The sequence below is a fragment of the Paenibacillus sp. DRB1-1 genome, assembly GCF_052119485.1.
In the GTDB taxonomy this organism is placed as follows: Bacteria; Bacillota; Bacilli; order Paenibacillales; family Paenibacillaceae; genus Paenibacillus; species Paenibacillus polymyxa_B.
Genome location: NZ_JBODQH010000001.1, coordinates 139,489 through 158,662 on the forward strand (window position 1 = coordinate 139,489; position 19,174 = coordinate 158,662).

The following is a 19,174-nucleotide window of genomic DNA, read 5'->3' on the forward strand; positions in this document are numbered from 1 at the left end:
CTTCTGTTATGCGTCAACCTTCACTTTGGATTTGGCTGCTGTATAGCGATTCTCAGGAATAGGCACACCCAGGTTTTCACGCAGTGTGCTAAATTCATAATCCTGACGGTAAATACCGCGTTCCTGCAAAATAGGCACAACTAGATTTACGAAGTCATGCAGACCCGATGGCACATCAGAACCAATAATAAACCCGTCTGCTCCTTTTCTTTCGAACCACTCCTGCACTCGGTCCGCTACCTGCTCAGCGGTTCCGATAAAAGAGGTTCTCGGCGTAGCTGAACGCAACGCAACCTCGCGTAAGGTCAAATTTTGTTCCTTGGCTACTCGTTTGATTTTATCAGTACCGCTGCGGAACGCATTGCTACCAATACCATCAAGCTCAGGGAATGGCTCATCCAGCGGATATTGTGAGAAATCATGATGATCGAAGAAACGTCCCAAATATTTTAACGCAGCCTCAATCGTCACCAGATTAGTGATCTCTTCATACTTACGTTCCGCTTCCTCCGTCGTGCTGCCAATAATCGGCGATATGCCCGGCAAAATGACAATATCCTCTTCGGATCTACCATAGCGTACCGCACGTTCTTTCACATCACGATAAAACTGCTGTGCTTCCTCTAACGTTTCATGTCCTGTAAATACAGCATCCGCTTCCTTGGCGGCCAGGTTTTTGCCATCCTCCGAGGAACCTGCCTGAAAAATAACCGGCTGTCCCTGCTTGGATCGTCCAATGTTCAGTGGACCCTGCACAGAGAAAAACTCACCTTTATGGTTCAATGTATGCAGCTTTTCAGGATCAAAGAATACGCCGGCTTCCTTATCACGAACGAACGCATCCTCTTCCCACGAGTCCCACAGTCCTTTGGTAACCTGTAAATATTCCTCTGCAATTTTATAGCGCTGCGGATGCGACGGGTGCTCGCCTTTGCTAAAGTTAAGGGCAGAGCCTTCCAGCGGGGAAGTTACCACATTCCAGCCTGCACGACCTCCGCTAATATGATCAATGGAAGAAAACTGGCGTGCTACCGTGAACGGTTCGCTATAGGAAGTCGACAGTGTGCCGACCAGTCCAATATGCTTCGTCACTCCAGCCAAAGCGGACAAAATCGTAATTGGTTCAAAACGGTTCAGAAAGTGGGGGATGGATTTTTCGTTAATGAACAGGCCATCTGCGATAAATACGAGGTCAAACTTTCCTTCCTCTGCCTTTTGCGCCTGCGTTTTATAAAATTCAAAGTTAACACTCGCATCCGCAGGTACTTCAGGGTGACGCCAAGTCGTCATGCTTCCCCCAACACCGTGAATAATCGCACCAAATTTAATTTGTCTATTCTTAGCCATAACTCTTCCACCTCTCTTGAACATAAATTGTTATCCTACGGCTATCATTTTTTAGGGCAGCTAGGCTGCTAATGGTTTGTATGGCAGTCTCCACTACTTATTTTTTATAGGTAGCGGAGCAACTGATCCTTTTCCTATTGGGCTATACTACTTGATTGTAACTTTCCAGCACTTTACCCAACTCTTCCAGATCCGGGTTGAGCAGTGCTTCATATTTGTTATCCCCGCCTACCTCGACGACAGGGACATAACGAATACCATATTTGGTCTCCAGCACGTCACGCAGCGCATCATTTCCGTCCACTTGGATATTTTCATACGGCTGATTTTGGGATTCCAGGTACGATTTGATCTCTCCACAAAAATGACAGCCGGTTTTACTCCACAATACAACTTTAGGTTTGGACGACATATACATACCTCCGTGAGCTTAATGTTTATAATCCCGATGAATTAAATAAGAATTATATTTATAATGTATCCTGCCATCCCTTTTCCGTCAATCGCTTGTGTAATAGACATTGACAATTCAACGATAGAAAATTTTAATTTTATATCGTAATCAATCGGTTTGTTGGCAGCTCGGTTATTTAAATTTAGGGGAATTGGAGTTTAAATGTGCCTTGACGCGGATATCCTTGGAATAGTAGCGCCCTTGTGGCGAAATGAAATGAGGTTGAGCAAATGCAGGATTGGGCCGAGGTTGCTATACGCACATTAATGGCTGTCGCTATATTATTTTTAATCACCAAAATCCTTGGAAAACGTCAGGTATCCCAGCTTTCCTTGTTTGAATATATAACAGGAATCACGATAGGTAACCTGGCTGCTACCATTCCTATGGAGCGTGAATCCACCTGGTATCTAGGCCTCATAGCCTTGTCAGTATGGGTACTGACAACACTTGGCATTGAATATTTGCAAATTAAAAGCAAGAAAATCAGAGATATAACAGATGGAAGGACAACAATCCTGATCAAAGACGGCAAAATTTTAGAGGATAATCTGAGAAAAGAACGGCTCACCCTGGATGAACTCATGGAGCAGCTTCGAAGCAAAAATGTATTCAAAGTATCTGACGTGGAATTTGCTCTTATGGAAACCAGTGGCGAAGTCAATGTGCTGTTAACCAAAGACAAGCAGCCGGTGACGCTTAAGGATCTGAATATGCTGCAATTACCGGAGAAGGAACCCACAGCAGTCATTATGGATGGACAACTTATGGAGCAACAAATGGCATATATGGGGATCACTCAACAATGGCTGGATGCCAAGCTAAAGGAAAAGAGTTTAACGGTCAAAGATGTGTTTTTCGCGCAGGTGGACCCGCAAGGAGAACTGTACATTGACCAATATAGTGACAATGTACAGCTAAACAAGGTGCAGGATTCGAATCAAGCCGTGCTGATTTTGCTGGAACAATGCACAACGGAGTTGCAAAAACTCGCATCTGGTTCCAGTGAGCAACAAAGAAAACAGCTATATGAGCAATGCTCACAAAGCTTGAAAGAAGCTATACAGGAGATGCAGCCGGTAAATACATCTAAGTCCTGAGCACATACGCATATGCCATAAGAGTATAAGTATGGGAACTAAAAAGGAGCGTCCTTCAGCCGTTTGTGGCTTTGAAGACGCTCTTTTAACAATGCAATTCAACCTCTACTCCCAGCTTCGACTCAGCTACGCACTAACTTTGATATTGAACCTATTTACACTGTAAAAAAATAATCTCGTTCTACCTTGCTCACTCTTAAACCAAATGTTTTATACCACTCGGATTTTCCTTTTTCCTGCGCTACCTTGTGCAGCTCGTTATGTTTCCAATTTTTTATAGCGTCTAGAGACTCCCAATAGGAAACTGTAATGCCAACTCCATTATGGTCACGAACACTTTCCACACCTAGAAAACCAGGCTGTTGGGCAGCCAGTTCCACCATTTTGTCTCCCATCACTCCGTACCCGCCATCTCCTTCCGTACGTTCAGAAGTAAAGATAGCCGCATAATAGGGCGGACGAGGAGTTTTAGCAATTGAATTCATATGACCCTCCTAAAACAAAATTAAATAACCTTTCTTTAATTTGATTATAATCATAAATATTAAATAAAAAAAATGAATATATCTGATATGATGCATGAATATATTTCATAAAAAAATAGGAGTGAACACGAATTTGTTTAAATATAAGATTTTTCTTTGCGTAGTTGAAATGAGAAGTTTCACAAAGGCCGGGGAAGTTTTAAATCTTACACAATCAGCAATCAGCCATGCGATCTCTGGATTGGAACATGAACTAGGGCTGACTCTTCTAATCCGAGGTCGTTCAGGCATCAGATTAACCAATAATGGGGAAAGATTAATGAAGCGATTTAGAGAGATTGTACAAATGGACGAAAAGCTTTACCAAGAGGTAGCTTTAATTAAAGGATTGGAAATCGGAACCGTAAAGATCGGCACATTTTCAAGCGTCTCTATTCATTGGCTGCCCCGTATTCTAAAAAAATTCAATGAGCAGTTTCCTCTTATTGAAGTAAAACTGCTCGATGGGAACTACCATGAAATTGAGAGCTGGATAGTCAGTGGGGAAGCGGATTTCGGCTTTGTGAACCTACCCACGTTAGACACATTAGAGGCGTTGCCATTAAAAGAAGAAAGCATGCTTTGTCTACTTCCTTCCGATCATATTCTTGGAAAGCAAGCCTCAATTCGAGTAGAACAGCTCAGAGATGAGCCTTTCATTATGCCTGTTGTAGGCTGTGACACCGATATAAGAAATATTTTTTCACAGCATCATATGTCACCTAAAATCAAATATGAATTAGAAGATGACCATGCGATTATGGCTATGGTGCAGAATGGCCTAGGCGTGAGTATTCTTCCTGAAATGATCCTGTCTCACATTCCTTACGACATCTCTATACGACCTTTGGACGAAAGGCATTCCCGTACTATCGGTATCGCTACCGCTTCCCTAAAAAATGTTTCTCCAGCAGCTAAAAAATGTATGGACTTTATTGCTGAATGGATCAGCTAACCTCATTATGTCGGCCAAGGAAGCGGATTCTCAAAACTGGACCAGTCCATATCCATTTCGTTATCGTTCAGCAGACATTCATCTAGCTCTTCTTCCAAGTCCGGTCTATTCATTCCAATACCTATCATGACGATTTCGTTCATGCGGTCGCCCCATTGTTCATCCCAATGGTCCAGAACCTCAGGGTCGGCTGCGACGATCTCCTGCCGTTCTTCTTCAGATAACGCAGCAAGCCAGCTTCCCGCAGGGCCAAATTGAATAGATGGTCCTGCCTGGCTAATACTCGCTGCCCAATCCTGCGGGGTGGCAATCCAGGCCAAACCTTTGGCGCGAACGACCTCCTCCGGCCAGTAGTTCATAAATTCAGCCAATCTTGCAGGATGAAATGGCCTTCTACGGCGATATACAAAGGAATTGATCCCATATTCGTCCGCTTCCGGTGTATGGCTTTCAAGCTCCAGCTCACGAATCCATCCAGCGGATTGACTAGCCTTGTCAAAATTGAACAGCCCTGTATTCAAAATGTCCGAAGGAGCGACCTTTCCCTTGGAAGTGCGAATGATTCGGGCTTCAGGCTGTAATCTCCGCAGCACACCCTCCAGCTTATCCAGCTCTGCAGGCTGAACCAGATCGCATTTATTCAGAATCAATACATCACAGGTTTCAATCTGGTCAATCAGCAAGTCCGAGATATCACGCGTGTCGTCTTCACCAGTAGCCTGCCTGCGATCCAGTAGCGTTTCTCCCGATTCAAAATCATGCCAGAAACGGTTCGCATCAACTACGGTCACCATGCAATCCAGTTTTGCCAGCGAAGCCAAATCAATGCCAGTTCCTTCATCAACGTATGTAAAAGTTTGAGCGATTGGCACGGGTTCACTGATGCCTGTAGATTCGATTAAAATATAATCAAAATCGCCTTGTTCCGTCAGCTTCTTGACCTCCAGCAATAAATCTTCACGCAATGTGCAGCAAATACAACCATTAGACAACTCGACCAGTTTTTCTTCTGTTCTGGACAAGCCGCCCTCTTTTTTAACCAGCTCAGCATCTATATTCACTTCACTCATGTCATTGACGATGACTGCCACTTTCATTCCGTCCCGATTGTTTAATACATGATTCAAAATCGTTGTTTTTCCTGCACCCAAATATCCGCTCAACACTGTTACCGGTATTGGTTTCTTATTCATCACTGTTACGCTCCCTTGAATATTGGCTTTTCATTTTCATTTTTTAAATCGTAATAATTACTATTAACATCAACTTTCAGTAATATACAGCATCCCTTTTACCTTGTCAACTGTAAGAAACTCTTGAATTGAATGATCTAAAGTTATTAATATGAGAAATAACGATACTTAAAGAATTAGGTGAATGCTATGCGCTCAATATGGTTAGGTGTGTTAGCGGCTTTCTTTTTTGCTTTTACATTTGTTCTGAATCGGTCTATGGAGCTGTCTGGCGGGAGCTGGATCTGGAGTGCTTCATTGCGATATCTGTTTATGGTTCCTGTTTTAGTCTTCATTGTGATGACCCAACAAAAGCTTAAGCCACTTTGGAAAGTCATGAAGGAACAACCAGGAACGTGGTTGTGGTGGAGCTTCATCGGATTTGGCTTATTTTATGCTCCATTATGCTTCGCATCGACTTATTCACCGGGTTGGTTGATCGCGGGAACCTGGCAAATTACCATTATTTCTGGTTCTTTGCTTGTCCCTTTATTTGTTGAGGTTGTCCAAACGGAGAACGGCCCTGTCAAAATACGAGGAAAAATCCCTCTCCAGGGACTGTTGATGTCTCTCGTTATTTTAATCGGCATTATTGTTATGCAAGTCGAACAGTCGCAATCTATTTCTACCCAAGATTTTTTATACGGTATTCTGCCTGTCATACTCGCCTCATTCGCCTATCCATTAGGTAATCGTAAAATGATGGAAGTCTGTGCGGGACGATTGGATGCCTATCAACGTGTGCTCGGGATGACATTAGCCAGCTTACCCTTCTGGTTATTGCTTTCGTTATATGGAGTTTTCAGCGCGGGAATGCCAAGTAAGGAACAGACGATACAGTCTGCTTTGGTGGCCGTGTTTTCAGGTGTGATCGCTACGGTTTTATTTTTTAAAGCTACAGATCAGGTTCGTGGAAATATGCAAAAGCTGGCGACCGTAGAAGCAATACAATCGCTGGAAGTTCTTTTTGCATTAATGGGAGAATTAATCTTTTTGTCTATCCCCATGCCGTCTCCTTTATCATGGATGGGTATGTTCATCGTCATCCTCGGCATGATTCTGCACAGTTATGCAACACATCATAAGAAAACCACTCAGCAAATCATATCTAAAAAGATAGATCCCATTTAGCGCATATTTATTCTTGTCACGGTCGTTCAAGTGTGGATCAGGCACCAGAAAAAAAGCAGCAGATCAGAAGCTTCCTCTTTGATCTGCTGCTTTTTTTTCGATTATTTCTCACAAAGAATGATGTTTTATTACGAGTACGAAGTATTATTACCAGGCGTAGGCTTCTGGAGCAGGTTTTCCCGGACCGGGGAAAATCTCATTAAGCTTGGCAAGCACATCTTCGCTCAATTTGACCTCAGGTACCCGTAGAGCATCCTCTAACTGTTCTAAGGTCCGTGGTCCGATAATTGGAGCCGTTACGGCCGGATGGGACAGTACCCAAGCCAGTGCAATCACGTCTTCCTTTTCACCCAGCTCGCGGGACAATGCTGCAAATTGCTCCAGCTTCGCACGATTCTGCTCCACCTTTTCTTTGGCGCGTGCGCTGCGAGAACCCGTACCTGCTAACGCATTCCGTCCCAGCAGTCCGCCCGCCAGCGGGCTCCATGGGATCACACCCAGACCCAGCTCTTGAGCTGCTGGTAATACTTCAAGCTCGGCGGAACGTTCGTTCAGGTTGTACAAATGCTGCTCGGATACAAGCCCCAGAAAACGCCGTGCCTTCGCTTCTGCCTGCGCCACCGCAATATGCCAGCCTGCAAAATTACTGGAACCGATATAATCAACTTGTCCCCGATCCACCACGGACTCAAATACGCCCCACAGTTCATCCCATGACACATTTCGGTCAATGTGATGCATTTGATATAGCTCTACATGGTCGGTTTGAAGACGTTTCAGCGACGCATCCAAATGACGGCGAATTTTGTAAGCAGACAAGCCTGATCCTGCATTGGGTCCGTCATGTTCATTTTTCATGTCTCCGTATACCTTCGTTGCCAACACGACCTTCTCGCGTCTTCCGCCGCCCTGTTGGAACCAACGTCCGATAATTTCCTCTGTCCAGCCTTTACGATCATGACCATATACATTAGCCGTATCAAAAAAGTTAATGCCCGCATCCAGCGCGGCATCCATAATTTTAAACGCATCCTTTTCTTCGGTTTCCGGTCCGAAATTCATCGTCCCCAGACATAACCGACTAACCTTCAAGCCTGACTTTCCTAAGTATGAATACTCCATACTGCTTCCCGCCTTTGCCAAAGGATTTTAAAATTCCGCAAAATTACATGCCAAAAAAGACCATACTCCGTTTATTCACCAGAAAAAACCACATTGAAACACCCAAAAATGCATTTTAAATGGTGGATAGCGCATGCAAAAAAGCCTCCACACCATGCCGAAGCATAACATGCGGAGGCCATCTCCCCTTATACTACCCGCCGAATATTAAAAGAAGTGACTTTACGGTGGTTGCCAGCGGAGCGGAGAATTTGAATCTGGAGAAGCGAAGCGTTCGCCTTTGTCACGGGATTCTTACCCTTTCATGTTTGTCTAATCCAAGAATCCCGTGGCAACAGCGATCGTAAGATCAAATCCTTCGCGGAGCGCAATTCATCCACCGTAACTCACTCTCTTTTTTACAATCAAGGAATCAATTTTGTTTCTTTTGCTCGCTCGGCCATTTTTTTCGTATGCTTGCTGAGCGGCTTCTTAAACACCAATCCAAACAGGAAGCAAACACCGATAAATACAAACAGCATCACCACATCTCGTATCACCGTTGAAGGCAACATCCCTCCTACTGTCTCTCGTAACAGACTAACCGCATAGGTGAAAGGTACGAACGGATTCAGCGCCTGAAAGAACGGTGTACTCGTCGCAATCGGGAATGTTCCTCCTGAACTGGAGAATTGAAGCACCAGCAGGATGACTGCCAGTCCCTTACCGATATTACCGAACACAGAAACTAGTGTATAGGTCATCGCCGTAAACACCAGACTGATCAGCATAGAGGATAGTACAAAAGCTACTTTGGCATCCACATACGCCCCGAGCAGGAACAAGTCACCGAGAGATACGCTCAGCGCCTGAAAAATACCAATTGTGGAGAATGTCATAAGCCGTCCGAAATACACTTGGTAGCTTTTAAATTGTCCTTCCGGGTCATCCACATCTACCCTGAACATCGAGACCAGTAGCATAGCACCTACCCAAATCGACAATGTAGTGTAAAAAGGTGACATCGCAGAACCATAGTTGGGGATTGGGTATATCCGCTCCTGCTTCAACGATACTGGACTGCCGAGAAAATCACTTTCCTTTTTCACATCCCCCTTGAGCAATGCAATAGCGCGTCCGAGTGCATTTTCGCCCTTAAGCTTGCGAATTGTGTCTGCAGCCTGACGTATGGAATCCTCGGCGGCTGGAAGATCGGTCCTTACAAAATTGGCTACTTGGTGTACCGCTTTTTCTGCTTCAGGAAATTTATTTTCAATTAAGTCAGCCATTTTGACAAACTGTTGTTCCGCTTTAGGCAAATCATTACGCACAAAATCTGCTGCTTGATGAATTTTACTTTTAACTGCTGGCAAATCGTTATTTACAAAGTCTGCCGCTTTGTTCACAGCATTCGTAAACTCGCCCATGCGCCCTTGAATCGTCGTCGCCGCTTCATGCAGTTTTTGACGGTACTGTGGCAGATCCTGCTGGAGACGTGTTAGCTCTTGCTGACCGAATTCTGCTGCAGCCTGTGCGTCATTTAATAGCTTTTCAATATTCGGTAGCTGCTCTTGAGCTGTAGTCAGCACATTGGCAGAATTGCGGGCAACGGATTTGATCTGATCCAGCGCCTTTTGAATGGCGGGTGCATACTCCGTATCATAATTGCCCAAAATGCTGTCAATTCCGCTACTGATTTCTCCTGCAAGGCGATCAGCGTCATCCAGCAGATTTTGCGCAGGCTTTTCGCCGCGCTTAATGGCATCCCCGATGCTAGTTACTGTGCTATTCAAACGACGGAAACGATCCTCTACCCCGCTCACACGGGAAATAAGTGAATCCAGAGGTTGACTTGGCAAATATCCGTTCACACGGTTCAGCAATTGAGAAATATGATCCAGCACCCCCACGGCAGTTGTCAGCCTACCGCTGATACGATTCACCGCAGCTTGTGCTGCTTTAGGATCAAAATCCACACCACGAATAATGTCTGTAATCTGAGAAACTTCATTCGCGATTTGTTGTACTAATTGTAAGTCTTCTTTAACTACTGTACCCATCGAATCAAGCGCACCCTCGTTTTTGTCCAGAAATTCAAGTAAACCGGTTGTAAAATCCTTGCCTGAGTCCGCTATTTTCTGTACTTCTGGCAGTGCTTTCTGGGCAGCATTAATGACTTTAAGAGCCGTTTGCGTGTCCTCTAGGGCGGTGGCCAGTGCGCTTTCTACCTTGCTGAAATTTTGATCCAGTTCAACAATTCGATCACCGGCCTTTTGAATATCAGGTAGTCTTTTTTGGATATCCAAAATAACAGCGGCTACCTTATCCAGCTCAGGCATGTTTTTGTCAATTTTGAGCACCAGGTCACCGGCACGGTTAATTTCAGGAATTTTCTCCTTCAATGCAATGATCTTTTGTCCCTGTGCCTTAATTTTGGGCAGATTTTGCTCCAGCTCCAATGCCTGTTTGCCCAACCTATCGATATCCGGTAATCGATTATTTAGCTCCAACACCCGGTTCTCAATGTTACGAATCGTCGGGAGTTCCTCCTCCAGCTTGACTCCTGCTTCCTTCAACTTCGTCAATACAGCCTGGCTGGCAGTTTCAATAAAGTTTTGGCTAATCTGATTCGTCAGAGAGGTTGCCCCCGAAGATGTAATTTTCGGAGCTACTGCATTAATTTTTTCATTTACGGCGTAATCAATTTCCGGCTTTTGCGGATTTTCCGTCAGCACACTCGTAATTTTCTCTGAAAAATCTTTCGGGATCAGCAGGCTGGCATAATAATCACCATTCAACACACCTTTTCGTGCTTCCGCTTCATTGACAAAAGTCCAACCCAGCTTCTTGTTATTTTGAAGGTTATGCAAAACCTCATCGCCGATATTAATCTTTTTACCATTCACTTCTGCACCTTGATCTTGGCTGGTTATTGCAATTTTAATCCCAGATGTATTCGCATACGGATCCCACATCGCTTTCAAATTCACCCATGCATAGACAGAAGGCAAAAGAATGATGCCAATGACTAATAAAGTCCCGGTCGATACTTTGAATACATTTCTCCAGTCTGTTAAGTAGATTTGCCATATCTTCCGCAACTTCATCACTCCTTGTATGTACATTAACCTGTCGTCCATTGTTGTATGCACACGTATTGTAAACGATTCGAGCGAATGAAGCCAATTCTGTTGCAAAATATGTCAAAAGCGTATGCCTCTTATAGAGATCATACGCTTTTGACTAAAATCAATCTGCTTAATTTCGAACTCCATTCGCAGGCATAGCCTCTAGTGAATAAAATGCCCCTTTTTTATTGATTTTTCCCACAACAGTAACTGCGCCCTTTTGGGAGAACGTATACTCGTTATCCTTAATTTTTACGCTATATCCTTTTAGGTTAATTCCAAAAAGGGAGTGAACTTTCGACTTCGCGGCTGAAAGCGCCTGAGTTTGGCTGAGCTTTGGCTTAGCGAATGCTTTGACAAAATCCTTTTCCCCCGTCCAATCCATGCCAAGCTCGTTTTTTACGGCCCACACTTTACCGGTTTTCACGCCAATCAGCACGTTGTTTAACTCATTATCGTCCCGGAAATTCCAAACGGTATCATTGCCTTCATGCTGACGAAACACATATTCAAACGGATTGCTCAAAGAAATACCAAGTGTTTTGAGCGAACGATTCGCTTTGTTGGTCAGTGAAGCTTTAACGTCTTTGAGCGAATACATTATGCTGGCCGTTATTTTATTTCCTTGATCAAGGTCAATGTAAAGACTTTGGTCATGCCCCCACAGTACCCAATAATTTTTGAGTTCTCCATCGTCATTCGGGGAATATGAACGCCAGACAGCATCCGTTTTAAACACTCCATCAGAATCAAATGTTTTCAGGAACGATGCAACCCTACTGCGTAGATTATTGTCCAGAACTTTGTTGAGATCAGCCGCATCATAAATAATGCTGGTGGATTGCACGATTCCCTTTTTGGAATCATAATTTTGGATGAAATCAGCATTAGCTGTCCCGCTCAAAGTACCGTTTACCGTCCAGGAGTCAAAAGCAGTATCAGCGCTTGTAAACTCTATTGTTTGTTTTCCGGCTAGTTGTTTCAATACATCCGTTAAACGCTTAGTGGCGGTTGGGTCCAAGTTAACAGAAGTTTGTGCGTTTTGAGCTATGGCAGCGGCGGGCTGCTGTGCCCATGCAACTGGAGCCGTTCCCAAAAGCATGGATATTGCCGCAACTGTTGCAGTGATAGAATTCCATTTTTTCATGGGGCAATTCCTCCTGATGTCTCAAAAGAGACTTAAAAGAATGGATACATATATTCCTTAGACGTAATACAAAAATAAAAGTTGCTTGCCCCAACTCAAAGAAGCCCTTCGGACCTAATAAATAGGCTCGAAGAGCTTCTTTCTTATGCATCGTTATCCATTCTTCAGCAGTCTGGCCGCCGAAAATGCTGCACCATGACGCAACTTCCGCTTCTCCAACCGTTTGTGCAGCGAACGATTATACAGAACCTGAATGACAAAATACGAGATAATACCCAGCACCACACCGAAAATCGACATGCCGATCAGGATGTGCAAGCCTCCGTGCAGCAAGTCTCTAAATACAGACCAGTTGCCGTGAAACAGCTCCATAAAAGAATGCTCGTGAAGTCGTCCGCCCCTGACATGTACCGGATAATGAGATGGATAAATCCAAGCCCCCACTTGCTTGGCGAATGGCATCAGTACAATTGGCAAAAAGGTTAGCTTACCTACAACGTTACCCACAATGGCCGCAGGCAGCGAGCCGCCAGACAGACGAACAATCGGATAAAAAACAAGGTATACCAGAGAAGCCGTGGAAATCACAATCATCTCCAGCGCAAAGCCAATGGCGAAGCCCAAAGAGATCTTTTTAACTCCACCAGGGGCGCGCAATAGCTTGATGAAATTCAGCCGAATCGCACGCCATATATTTTGAAACATATTATATTTCTTCTTCGATTTATGAGGTTTGAGCCTTTTCGGATTGAGCTTTATCAATAGGAGGACTCCTTCAACAGTACAATTCAAGTTCAGGAATGAGTATAAACAGCTCCCATCCTTACTTATGTCTATACTGTCATTATAACCCTCAGCGCTCGAAAAGCAATGCTATTCCGCCTGTTTCGCCGTTTTAGGACAGAATTCGCTTGTTGACATCGTTTTGGAGAGGCACAATGTCCCAAATCTCAGCCGCGTATTGCTGAATTGTACAATCACTAGAAAATTTACCAGAGTGTGCCATATTGACAATAGCACGCCGAGTCCACTCCGAGGGATTCCGATACACCTGTTCAATATGAACCTGTGTATCCACATAGGATGCAAAGTCTTTGAGCACAAAGTATTCATCATTATGATCAATCAGGGATTGATAAATGGCCTCAAATTCCCGTTCATGCCGCGTAAAAGGAGCATCGTTCACGAGTTGATCCAACACTTCACGCAGTCTTTCGTCACTATTGGCTGTTTTGCGCGCCGAATACTGGCCGTTCCGGTAATATGCCTCGATCTGATCCACCTTCAATCCAAAAATGAACATGTTGGCATCCCCTACCATTTCATGCATTTCAACATTGGCTCCATCCAATGTACCTATTGTGAGCGCACCGTTCATCATAAATTTCATGTTCCCTGTGCCTGAGGCTTCCTTGCCTGCCGTGGAAATCTGCTCACTGACATCCGCCGCAGGAATAATCAGCTCCGCTAGCGAGACCGAATAATTTTCAAGGAAAACGACTTTCAGCTTGTCCTTGACTTCTACATCCCGATTGATCGTGTCCGCCACGTTGTTAATAAGCTTGATCGTCTGTTTGGCAAGAAAATAACCGGGAGCGGCTTTGGCTCCAAAAATAAACGTGCGTGGCGTCACATCTAGGCCAGGATTACTTTTAAGCTGGCTGTAGAGATTCATCACATGCAAAATGTTGAGCAGCTGTCGCTTATAACCATGCAACCGTTTGACCTGTACGTCAAAAATGGAGGACGTATCCAGTCGCACGCCCTGTTTTGCAAAAACATGCTCAGCGAGCCTGACTTTATTATTTCGCTTAATCGCCTGTATCCGTTCTTTGAACGACTCGTCCCCACTGTAACGAAGCAGGTCGATGAGCTCCCTTGGACGGGTCCTCCAGCGTGTGCCGATGGTCTCATCGTACAAGCTTGCCAGCTCCGGGTTGGCGTGCATCAGCCAGCGGCGATGGGCAATCCCGTTTGTTTTATTATTAAAACGGTCAGGGTACAGCTCGTGAAATGACTTCATCTCTCGTTCCTTTAATATTTGCGTATGCAGCGCAGCCACCCCATTAACGCTGTAGCTGCCGACAATTGCCAAGTGAGCCATACGGATTTGTTCACCGTGAATAATCGCCATTTCACCAATTTTGATGTCCTGGCCTGGGTAACGCTCCAGTAGCATAGCGCAATAACGTTTGTTAATTTCTTCAATGATCAAGGAAATACGAGGTAGCAGCTCCCGTACCATATTGACAGGCCATTGTTCCAGCGCCTCACTTAATATCGTATGATTCGTATATGAAACGGTTCGCGTCGTAATATCCCATGCTTCGTCCCAGCCCAAGCCCTTCACGTCCATTAGAATACGCATCAGTTCCGGTATAACCAGCGTCGGATGTGTATCGTTAATGTGCAGTGCTATTTTATCGGGCAACTGGCTATAAGGTAAACGAAGCTTCTCAAACGTACGCAAAATACTTTGCAATCCGGCCGAGCACAGGAAATACTGCTGCTTCAAGCGAAGCAGCTTTCCCTCATAATTGGAGTCATCCGGATATAGAAATGCCGAGATGGATTCCACCGATCGATTGTAGTCGAGAAAGCGGTAATAACCGCCCTCGCCTCGAATCGGTCCTCGAACGGGATCAAGCGCTGATTCCGCACTCCAAATCCGCAGCGTATTCACCTGCGCATGACCATAGCCTACCAGCGGAATATCGTAAGGGACAGCCCAGACCGTTTCAGCATCCTTTGTCTCGAATACAAGACGTCCCTCCTGTTCACGGGTTTCCACTCTTCCCCAAAAATGAACCTCAACCTTTTTGTCAGGACGGCGTTCCTCCCAGACATTCCCTTTCTGTAGCCAGTAATCCGGCAGTTCAACCTGATTGCCGTCCACAATACGCTGTTCAAACAGACCATATTTATATCGGATACCGCAACCATGTCCTGCATAGCCAAGGGATGCCAGCGAGTCCATGAAGCAAGCCGCCAGACGGCCGAGACCACCATTGCCTAGCCCCGCGTCTGCCTCCTGTTCTTCAATTTCCTCCAGATCCCAGCCCAGTTCACCCAATGCCTGCCGAACCATATCCAGTACGCCCAAATTCAGCAGATTACTGCCCAGTAGACGACCTATCAAAAATTCTAGTGAAAAATAATAAATCTGCTTCTCTTGTCCTTCTTTGTAGGCTTGGTTCGTTTCTGCCCAATTCTTGCCGACTTGTTCACGAATCATGCCACCCAAAACCTTATATACGTCTTCCGACTGAGCCTCCTGCATCGGTTTGCCCAGCCTTCCGACCAGTTGCTCTCGAAAAGCCTGTTTAAATGCTTCTTTATTGCTGAACAAAGTTGTACCTCCTGTTATTTCCGTTTTAATGGCTAAGTATATCCTTTAAATTACGCTATTCTTGGCAATGACATAGGGAACTCTAATGTCTCCAATCAGAGTTCGATCTGGTGAAAGCTGTACATCTTTATCTAAAACCACATTCTCCACAACTGCCCCTTTACGGATGACGCATTTTTGCATAATAATCGAGTTGCTTACCCGCGCGCCCTCCTCTACCCGCACTCCACGGAAAAGAATACTGTTCTCAACCTTGCCCCCAATGGTGCAGCCATTGGCAACAAGTGAATGATCCACCTCGGCGCTATGCGTATAACGGGTCGGGGCTTCATACTTGATTTTGGTATGCACTGGCTGATTCTGAAACAGTGCTTGATACTGCTGCTGATCCAGCAGCTTCATGCTATTTTTATAGTAGCTCTCGATAGAATTGATGACCGCATGATAACCTTCATAACGATACGCATAAATGCGCAGTCCACTTGGGTTTTTCTGGATGGCATCGCGAAAGAAATGATTATCCTGATGGGCAATGCAATGCTTCACCTGATCCAGATACAAGCATTTGTCCATTACGAACATTTCCAGATAAATATTATGATGATCCTGCTCCTGATGAATACCAGTCACTCGTCCGTTCTCATCAATCTCCAGTCGTGCACAAGGAGCATGCTCAGATTCGAGCTGGTCGATGGGTTTATATACGAGGGTAACATCTGCATTTTTCTCCCGGTGATAACGGTATACATCCTCGATATCAACCTTATTGACATGCTGAGTTCCTGCGTGAATAATGGTTTGCCCCGATGAGCGATGGAAAAAGTCCAGATTGTTGTGCACATGCTGCAAATCTCCACGTGATGCATCCGTCGGATCATTCCAGTCCGGTGGCAAAATAAACAACCCTCCCCGTCTGCGGTCTAGATCCCAAGGCCGACCTTCACCCAGATGATCCAGCAGCGAACGGTATTTGCGGCGGATAAACAGTGCAATATCATGCACCCCTGCATGCATCATGTTGGATAAGGTAAAATCAATGAGCCGATATCGACTGGCAAAGGGAACTGCGGCCCCGCACCGGAAATAGGTCAACTCCTTCAACTGATCCAGTTCGTGATCCAGGTTGATAACTCCAATGAGTCGGCTCATAGCAGACACCGTCCTTATCCGGGTTAAATTCGTGCATGAAGCTGGCTTTCCTGATCGAACAAAATAATCTCATCAGAACTATTTTCAGGTCCAATAACTGCGTTATCTTCAATAACCATGTTCTCGTTCACGATAGCCCGGTGAATACGTACATTGCGCCCAATTTTTACGTTTGGCATGATGACAGAATCGGTAATGACGCTACCTTCACCTACTTCGACTCCATAAAATAGTACGGAGTGCCTTACTTCTCCATCCACCATGCAGCCTTCATTTACAATGCTGTTTTTCAGGATCGCCCGTTGGGTTATATACTGGGCCGGTTGATTGGGACTGCGGGTATAGATGCGCCAGAAAGGATCGTTCAGATCCAAAGGCGGATCCTGAACCAGAAGATCCATGTTGGACTCCCACAAGCTCTGAATGGTACCTACATCCTTCCAGTACCCCGCAAACGGGTACGCATACAACGACCGGCCATGCTGAAGCAGCAATGGAATGATATCCTTGCCAAAATCATGTGAGGATTCAGAATCGCTTGCACTTTCCAGTAAATAGCGACGTAACACCTCCCATTTGAACAAATAAATACCCATGGAGGCCAATGTGCTTTTCGGCTGTTCAGGCTTCTCCTCAAAGTCATATATTTTCAGATCATCATCGGCGTTCAGTATTCCAAATCGTTTGGCTTCCTGAATCGTGACATTGATGACAGAAATGGTGCAGTCTGCTTCCTTCTCCTTGTGATAGTGGAGCATTCGACTGTAGTCCATTTTATAAATGTGATCCCCTGACAGAATGAGTACATGCTCCGGGTCATACTGATCCAAGAAATGCAGGTTTCGATAAATTGCATCCGCCGTGCCCCTGTACCAGTTGTTTCCATTTTCTTTCTCGTGCGGTGGTAAAACAAAAACTCCTCCATCCAGGCGATCCAAATCCCAGTCGCTCCCAACGCCGATATAGGAATGAAGCACCAACGGCTCGTATTGCGTCAATACGCCTACAGTGTCTATACCAGAATGAGTGCAATTGCTGAGAGGGAAATCAATAATGCGGTAAGTTCCTCCAAAAAATACTGCCGGTTTGGCTAGTGTACGGGTAAGTCCTTTGAGTCTTTTGCCTTGTCCGCCGGCGAGCAGCATGGCAACCACTTCCTTCTTTCTCATAACAAAGACCTCCCTGTCATGTGCGTCTGAAGCAATTGTGGCGGGATATTAATAATATCCATTAAACATGAAAAGACAGTCGTAATCGTTTCATTGGCGAAGGAACGGGTAAGATGTGATGGAGAAGGGTAAAATCATAGTTATGCGGAACGAGTGCAAGGAATCACTAAATCGTAAAATCCCGTTCATCTTTTCACATTTTGGATGCTTTTAAAGCAATCGTGTATGACAACATGATCATAAGGAGGCGTTATTCATGAAGAATAAAAAATGGGTGGTAGCAGCATTGGGAATGGGTGTTACGTATCTGATGAAAAATAAAGGGGCACGCGATAAGGTATTGAATAAGGTACAGACTATTGTCAATCGTGCGAAAATATCTGCAAAATCGTAAAATGTTAAAGCTAGAAAAAAGCGAGCCTCTCTGAAGCATGGTTCAGGGAGGCTTTGCTCTGACTTTTCTCTGCGTCTACAAACAAAATATTGTTCGAGGCTGTACCCGTAGACGGTCAGGCATTCTCCTTATGTTCTTCTACTTCCATGATATGTTCAACGGTAAAGGTTCGATGCGTCCATTCAGAAGAACGGTAAGCCTCTAGGAGACCAAAGGTACGAATTTTCTCCTTGTCCACCTTCTTAAAGGTATGAGTAATCCCTACCTTGCCCCTGAAAGGAAAAAAGGAAAGACCTACAGTCTGATCCGATAGCCACTCGGCCCAAACTCGCCCGCTTTCATGTCGAACAGCCGGGAAGCTTAAACCTTCAGCAAACCATTCATAATCTGCTGTAGGCGTGCCCGGCTCTCGGCTGCACAAAAACAGACTCAATTCGTCACAAAACAACATTCTCCGTACATCCGTCCGCACTTGATGGTCGAAGGTTACGCCACATGCCAGCTCCTGTTTGAGCCTCTGACGACGCTGTGCCTCCGCTTCCTGATAAGCATGCGTAATCTGCTTGTCCTGAGCGTTTTGATGCTCGGTCCGTCCGACTAGCTCCTTGTACATCAAGCTACACAGCAACGCCGCATACGTATTACCTTGTTCGACTTCATCAATCCCAAGACGATAGAAAACAAAACGCGGATTGAGCGGAAAATCAATAAACGTATAAGGTGCAGACACATGATCATTCCAGAAAGGAGCAGCGTCTAACTGTATCCAGCCCCGATCATGCTCCCTTGCTGCATATACAAAATCCTGCTTATGACGTCTATTCTTGAAGGCACTCTCTTCCCATTGTGAAGCCAACTCACCTGAAATATGGGCATGGTCATGCTGCGTCGTCATGATATAAGCTTGGTCCGTTTCATAAATAACCATATGCTCTCCCCTTCCGTTCGGCGATTCGTGTGATTGTGTAAAAAACTCTCTGATTGAAGGCCATGG

The 19,174-nt window shown here is 45.1% G+C and carries 16 protein-coding genes; 4 read left to right on the forward strand and 12 right to left on the reverse strand.

The annotated features are described in order from the left end of the window. Positions 1-6: 6 nt before the first annotated feature. Both ACQW03_RS00550 and ACQW03_RS00555 read right to left on the reverse strand, forming a co-directional pair. Positions 7-1,347 (reverse strand): LLM class flavin-dependent oxidoreductase, encoded by a 1,341-nt coding sequence (locus ACQW03_RS00550; protein WP_023988352.1) that lies wholly within the window; start codon positions 1,345-1,347, stop codon positions 7-9. Between the two features lie 142 nt (positions 1,348-1,489). Further along, on the reverse strand, positions 1,490-1,759 hold the full coding sequence (locus tag ACQW03_RS00555; protein ID WP_023988351.1) for a glutaredoxin family protein: 270 nt from the start codon (positions 1,757-1,759) through the stop codon (positions 1,490-1,492). Between the two features lie 272 nt (positions 1,760-2,031). On the opposite strand from ACQW03_RS00555, the gene ACQW03_RS00560 reads away from it, so the two are divergent. Then, positions 2,032-2,901 carry a DUF421 domain-containing protein gene (locus tag ACQW03_RS00560; RefSeq protein ID WP_441947805.1) on the forward strand — a complete coding sequence of 290 codons (870 nt, stop codon included), beginning with the start codon at positions 2,032-2,034 and terminating at the stop codon, positions 2,899-2,901. A gap of 155 nt (positions 2,902-3,056) precedes the next feature. Here ACQW03_RS00560 and ACQW03_RS00565 read toward each other — a convergent pair whose 3' ends face one another. Continuing rightward, entirely contained in the window at positions 3,057-3,386 is a 330-nt protein-coding gene (locus ACQW03_RS00565) for an antibiotic biosynthesis monooxygenase family protein (protein WP_025722950.1), read from the reverse strand. Between the two features lie 94 nt (positions 3,387-3,480). Between ACQW03_RS00565 and ACQW03_RS00570 the strand changes: the two genes are divergently transcribed. Continuing rightward, entirely contained in the window at positions 3,481-4,380 is a 900-nt protein-coding gene (locus tag ACQW03_RS00570; RefSeq protein ID WP_220031248.1) for a LysR family transcriptional regulator, read from the forward strand. Between the two features lie 5 nt (positions 4,381-4,385). Here the strand turns inward: ACQW03_RS00570 and ACQW03_RS00575 are convergent, their stop codons facing one another. Continuing rightward, positions 4,386-5,573 (reverse strand): GTP-binding protein, encoded by a 1,188-nt coding sequence (locus ACQW03_RS00575; RefSeq protein WP_441947809.1) that lies wholly within the window; start codon positions 5,571-5,573, stop codon positions 4,386-4,388. A 189-nt stretch (positions 5,574-5,762) separates the two neighbouring features. On the opposite strand from ACQW03_RS00575, the gene ACQW03_RS00580 reads away from it, so the two are divergent. Next, positions 5,763-6,743 carry a DMT family transporter gene (locus ACQW03_RS00580; RefSeq protein WP_441947811.1) on the forward strand — a complete coding sequence of 327 codons (981 nt, stop codon included), beginning with the start codon at positions 5,763-5,765 and terminating at the stop codon, positions 6,741-6,743. A 147-nt stretch (positions 6,744-6,890) separates the two neighbouring features. Here the strand turns inward: ACQW03_RS00580 and ACQW03_RS00585 are convergent, their stop codons facing one another. From ACQW03_RS00585 to ACQW03_RS00615, 7 genes are all read right to left on the reverse strand, one after another. Further along, on the reverse strand, positions 6,891-7,865 hold the full coding sequence (locus ACQW03_RS00585; RefSeq protein WP_023988341.1) for an aldo/keto reductase: 975 nt from the start codon (positions 7,863-7,865) through the stop codon (positions 6,891-6,893). Positions 7,866-8,269: 404 nt separating this feature from the next. Then, positions 8,270-10,945, reverse strand: a complete 2,676-nt coding sequence (locus ACQW03_RS00590; protein ID WP_441947813.1) for a YhgE/Pip family protein — start codon at positions 10,943-10,945, stop codon at positions 8,270-8,272. A gap of 157 nt (positions 10,946-11,102) precedes the next feature. Next, entirely contained in the window at positions 11,103-12,119 is a 1,017-nt protein-coding gene (locus ACQW03_RS00595) for a hypothetical protein (RefSeq protein WP_441947815.1), read from the reverse strand. A gap of 153 nt (positions 12,120-12,272) precedes the next feature. Then, the gene (locus ACQW03_RS00600) at positions 12,273-12,824 is read right to left on the reverse strand and encodes a DUF2062 domain-containing protein (RefSeq protein ID WP_028542387.1); all 552 of its coding nucleotides are present in this window, start codon (positions 12,822-12,824) and stop codon (positions 12,273-12,275) included. Positions 12,825-13,014: 190 nt separating this feature from the next. Continuing rightward, on the reverse strand, positions 13,015-15,468 hold the full coding sequence (locus tag ACQW03_RS00605) for a glycogen/starch/alpha-glucan phosphorylase (RefSeq protein WP_441947817.1): 2,454 nt from the start codon (positions 15,466-15,468) through the stop codon (positions 13,015-13,017). Positions 15,469-15,513: 45 nt separating this feature from the next. Continuing rightward, positions 15,514-16,617: a glucose-1-phosphate adenylyltransferase subunit GlgD gene (glgD, locus tag ACQW03_RS00610; RefSeq protein ID WP_441947819.1), complete on the reverse strand. Its 1,104-nt coding sequence runs from the start codon at positions 16,615-16,617 to the stop codon at positions 15,514-15,516. A 23-nt stretch (positions 16,618-16,640) separates the two neighbouring features. Then, positions 16,641-17,786 carry a glucose-1-phosphate adenylyltransferase gene (locus tag ACQW03_RS00615; protein WP_025722958.1) on the reverse strand — a complete coding sequence of 382 codons (1,146 nt, stop codon included), beginning with the start codon at positions 17,784-17,786 and terminating at the stop codon, positions 16,641-16,643. Between the two features lie 256 nt (positions 17,787-18,042). Here ACQW03_RS00615 and ACQW03_RS00620 point away from each other — a divergent pair, with 256 nt between their 5' ends. Then, entirely contained in the window at positions 18,043-18,180 is a 138-nt protein-coding gene (locus tag ACQW03_RS00620; RefSeq protein WP_179085945.1) for a hypothetical protein, read from the forward strand. A 115-nt stretch (positions 18,181-18,295) separates the two neighbouring features. On the opposite strand, the gene ACQW03_RS00625 is transcribed toward ACQW03_RS00620, so the two are convergent. Beyond that, a complete protein-coding gene (locus ACQW03_RS00625) occupies positions 18,296-19,108 on the reverse strand; it encodes a DUF3891 family protein (RefSeq protein ID WP_023988333.1) in 813 nt (270 codons plus the stop codon). Between the last annotated feature and the right edge of the window lie 66 nt (positions 19,109-19,174).

Coding starts and splice junctions, on each gene's coding strand:
- ACQW03_RS00550 (WP_023988352.1), bottom strand. CDS start 1,347: ATGGCTAAGAATAGACAAATTAAATTTGGTGCGATTATTCACGGTGTT.
- ACQW03_RS00555 (WP_023988351.1), bottom strand. CDS start 1,759: ATGTCGTCCAAACCTAAAGTTGTATTGTGGAGTAAAACCGGCTGTCAT.
- ACQW03_RS00560 (WP_441947805.1), top strand. CDS start 2,032: ATGCAGGATTGGGCCGAGGTTGCTATACGCACATTAATGGCTGTCGCT.
- ACQW03_RS00565 (WP_025722950.1), bottom strand. CDS start 3,386: ATGAATTCAATTGCTAAAACTCCTCGTCCGCCCTATTATGCGGCTATC.
- ACQW03_RS00570 (WP_220031248.1), top strand. CDS start 3,481: ATGAATATATTTCATAAAAAAATAGGAGTGAACACGAATTTGTTTAAA.
- ACQW03_RS00575 (WP_441947809.1), bottom strand. CDS start 5,573: ATGAATAAGAAACCAATACCGGTAACAGTGTTGAGCGGATATTTGGGT.
- ACQW03_RS00580 (WP_441947811.1), top strand. CDS start 5,763: ATGCGCTCAATATGGTTAGGTGTGTTAGCGGCTTTCTTTTTTGCTTTT.
- ACQW03_RS00585 (WP_023988341.1), bottom strand. CDS start 7,865: ATGGAGTATTCATACTTAGGAAAGTCAGGCTTGAAGGTTAGTCGGTTA.
- ACQW03_RS00595 (WP_441947815.1), bottom strand. CDS start 12,119: ATGAAAAAATGGAATTCTATCACTGCAACAGTTGCGGCAATATCCATG.
- ACQW03_RS00600 (WP_028542387.1), bottom strand. CDS start 12,824: ATGTTTCAAAATATATGGCGTGCGATTCGGCTGAATTTCATCAAGCTA.
- glgD (WP_441947819.1), bottom strand. CDS start 16,617: ATGAGCCGACTCATTGGAGTTATCAACCTGGATCACGAACTGGATCAG.
- ACQW03_RS00615 (WP_025722958.1), bottom strand. CDS start 17,786: ATGAGAAAGAAGGAAGTGGTTGCCATGCTGCTCGCCGGCGGACAAGGC.
- ACQW03_RS00620 (WP_179085945.1), top strand. CDS start 18,043: ATGAAGAATAAAAAATGGGTGGTAGCAGCATTGGGAATGGGTGTTACG.
- ACQW03_RS00625 (WP_023988333.1), bottom strand. CDS start 19,108: ATGGTTATTTATGAAACGGACCAAGCTTATATCATGACGACGCAGCAT.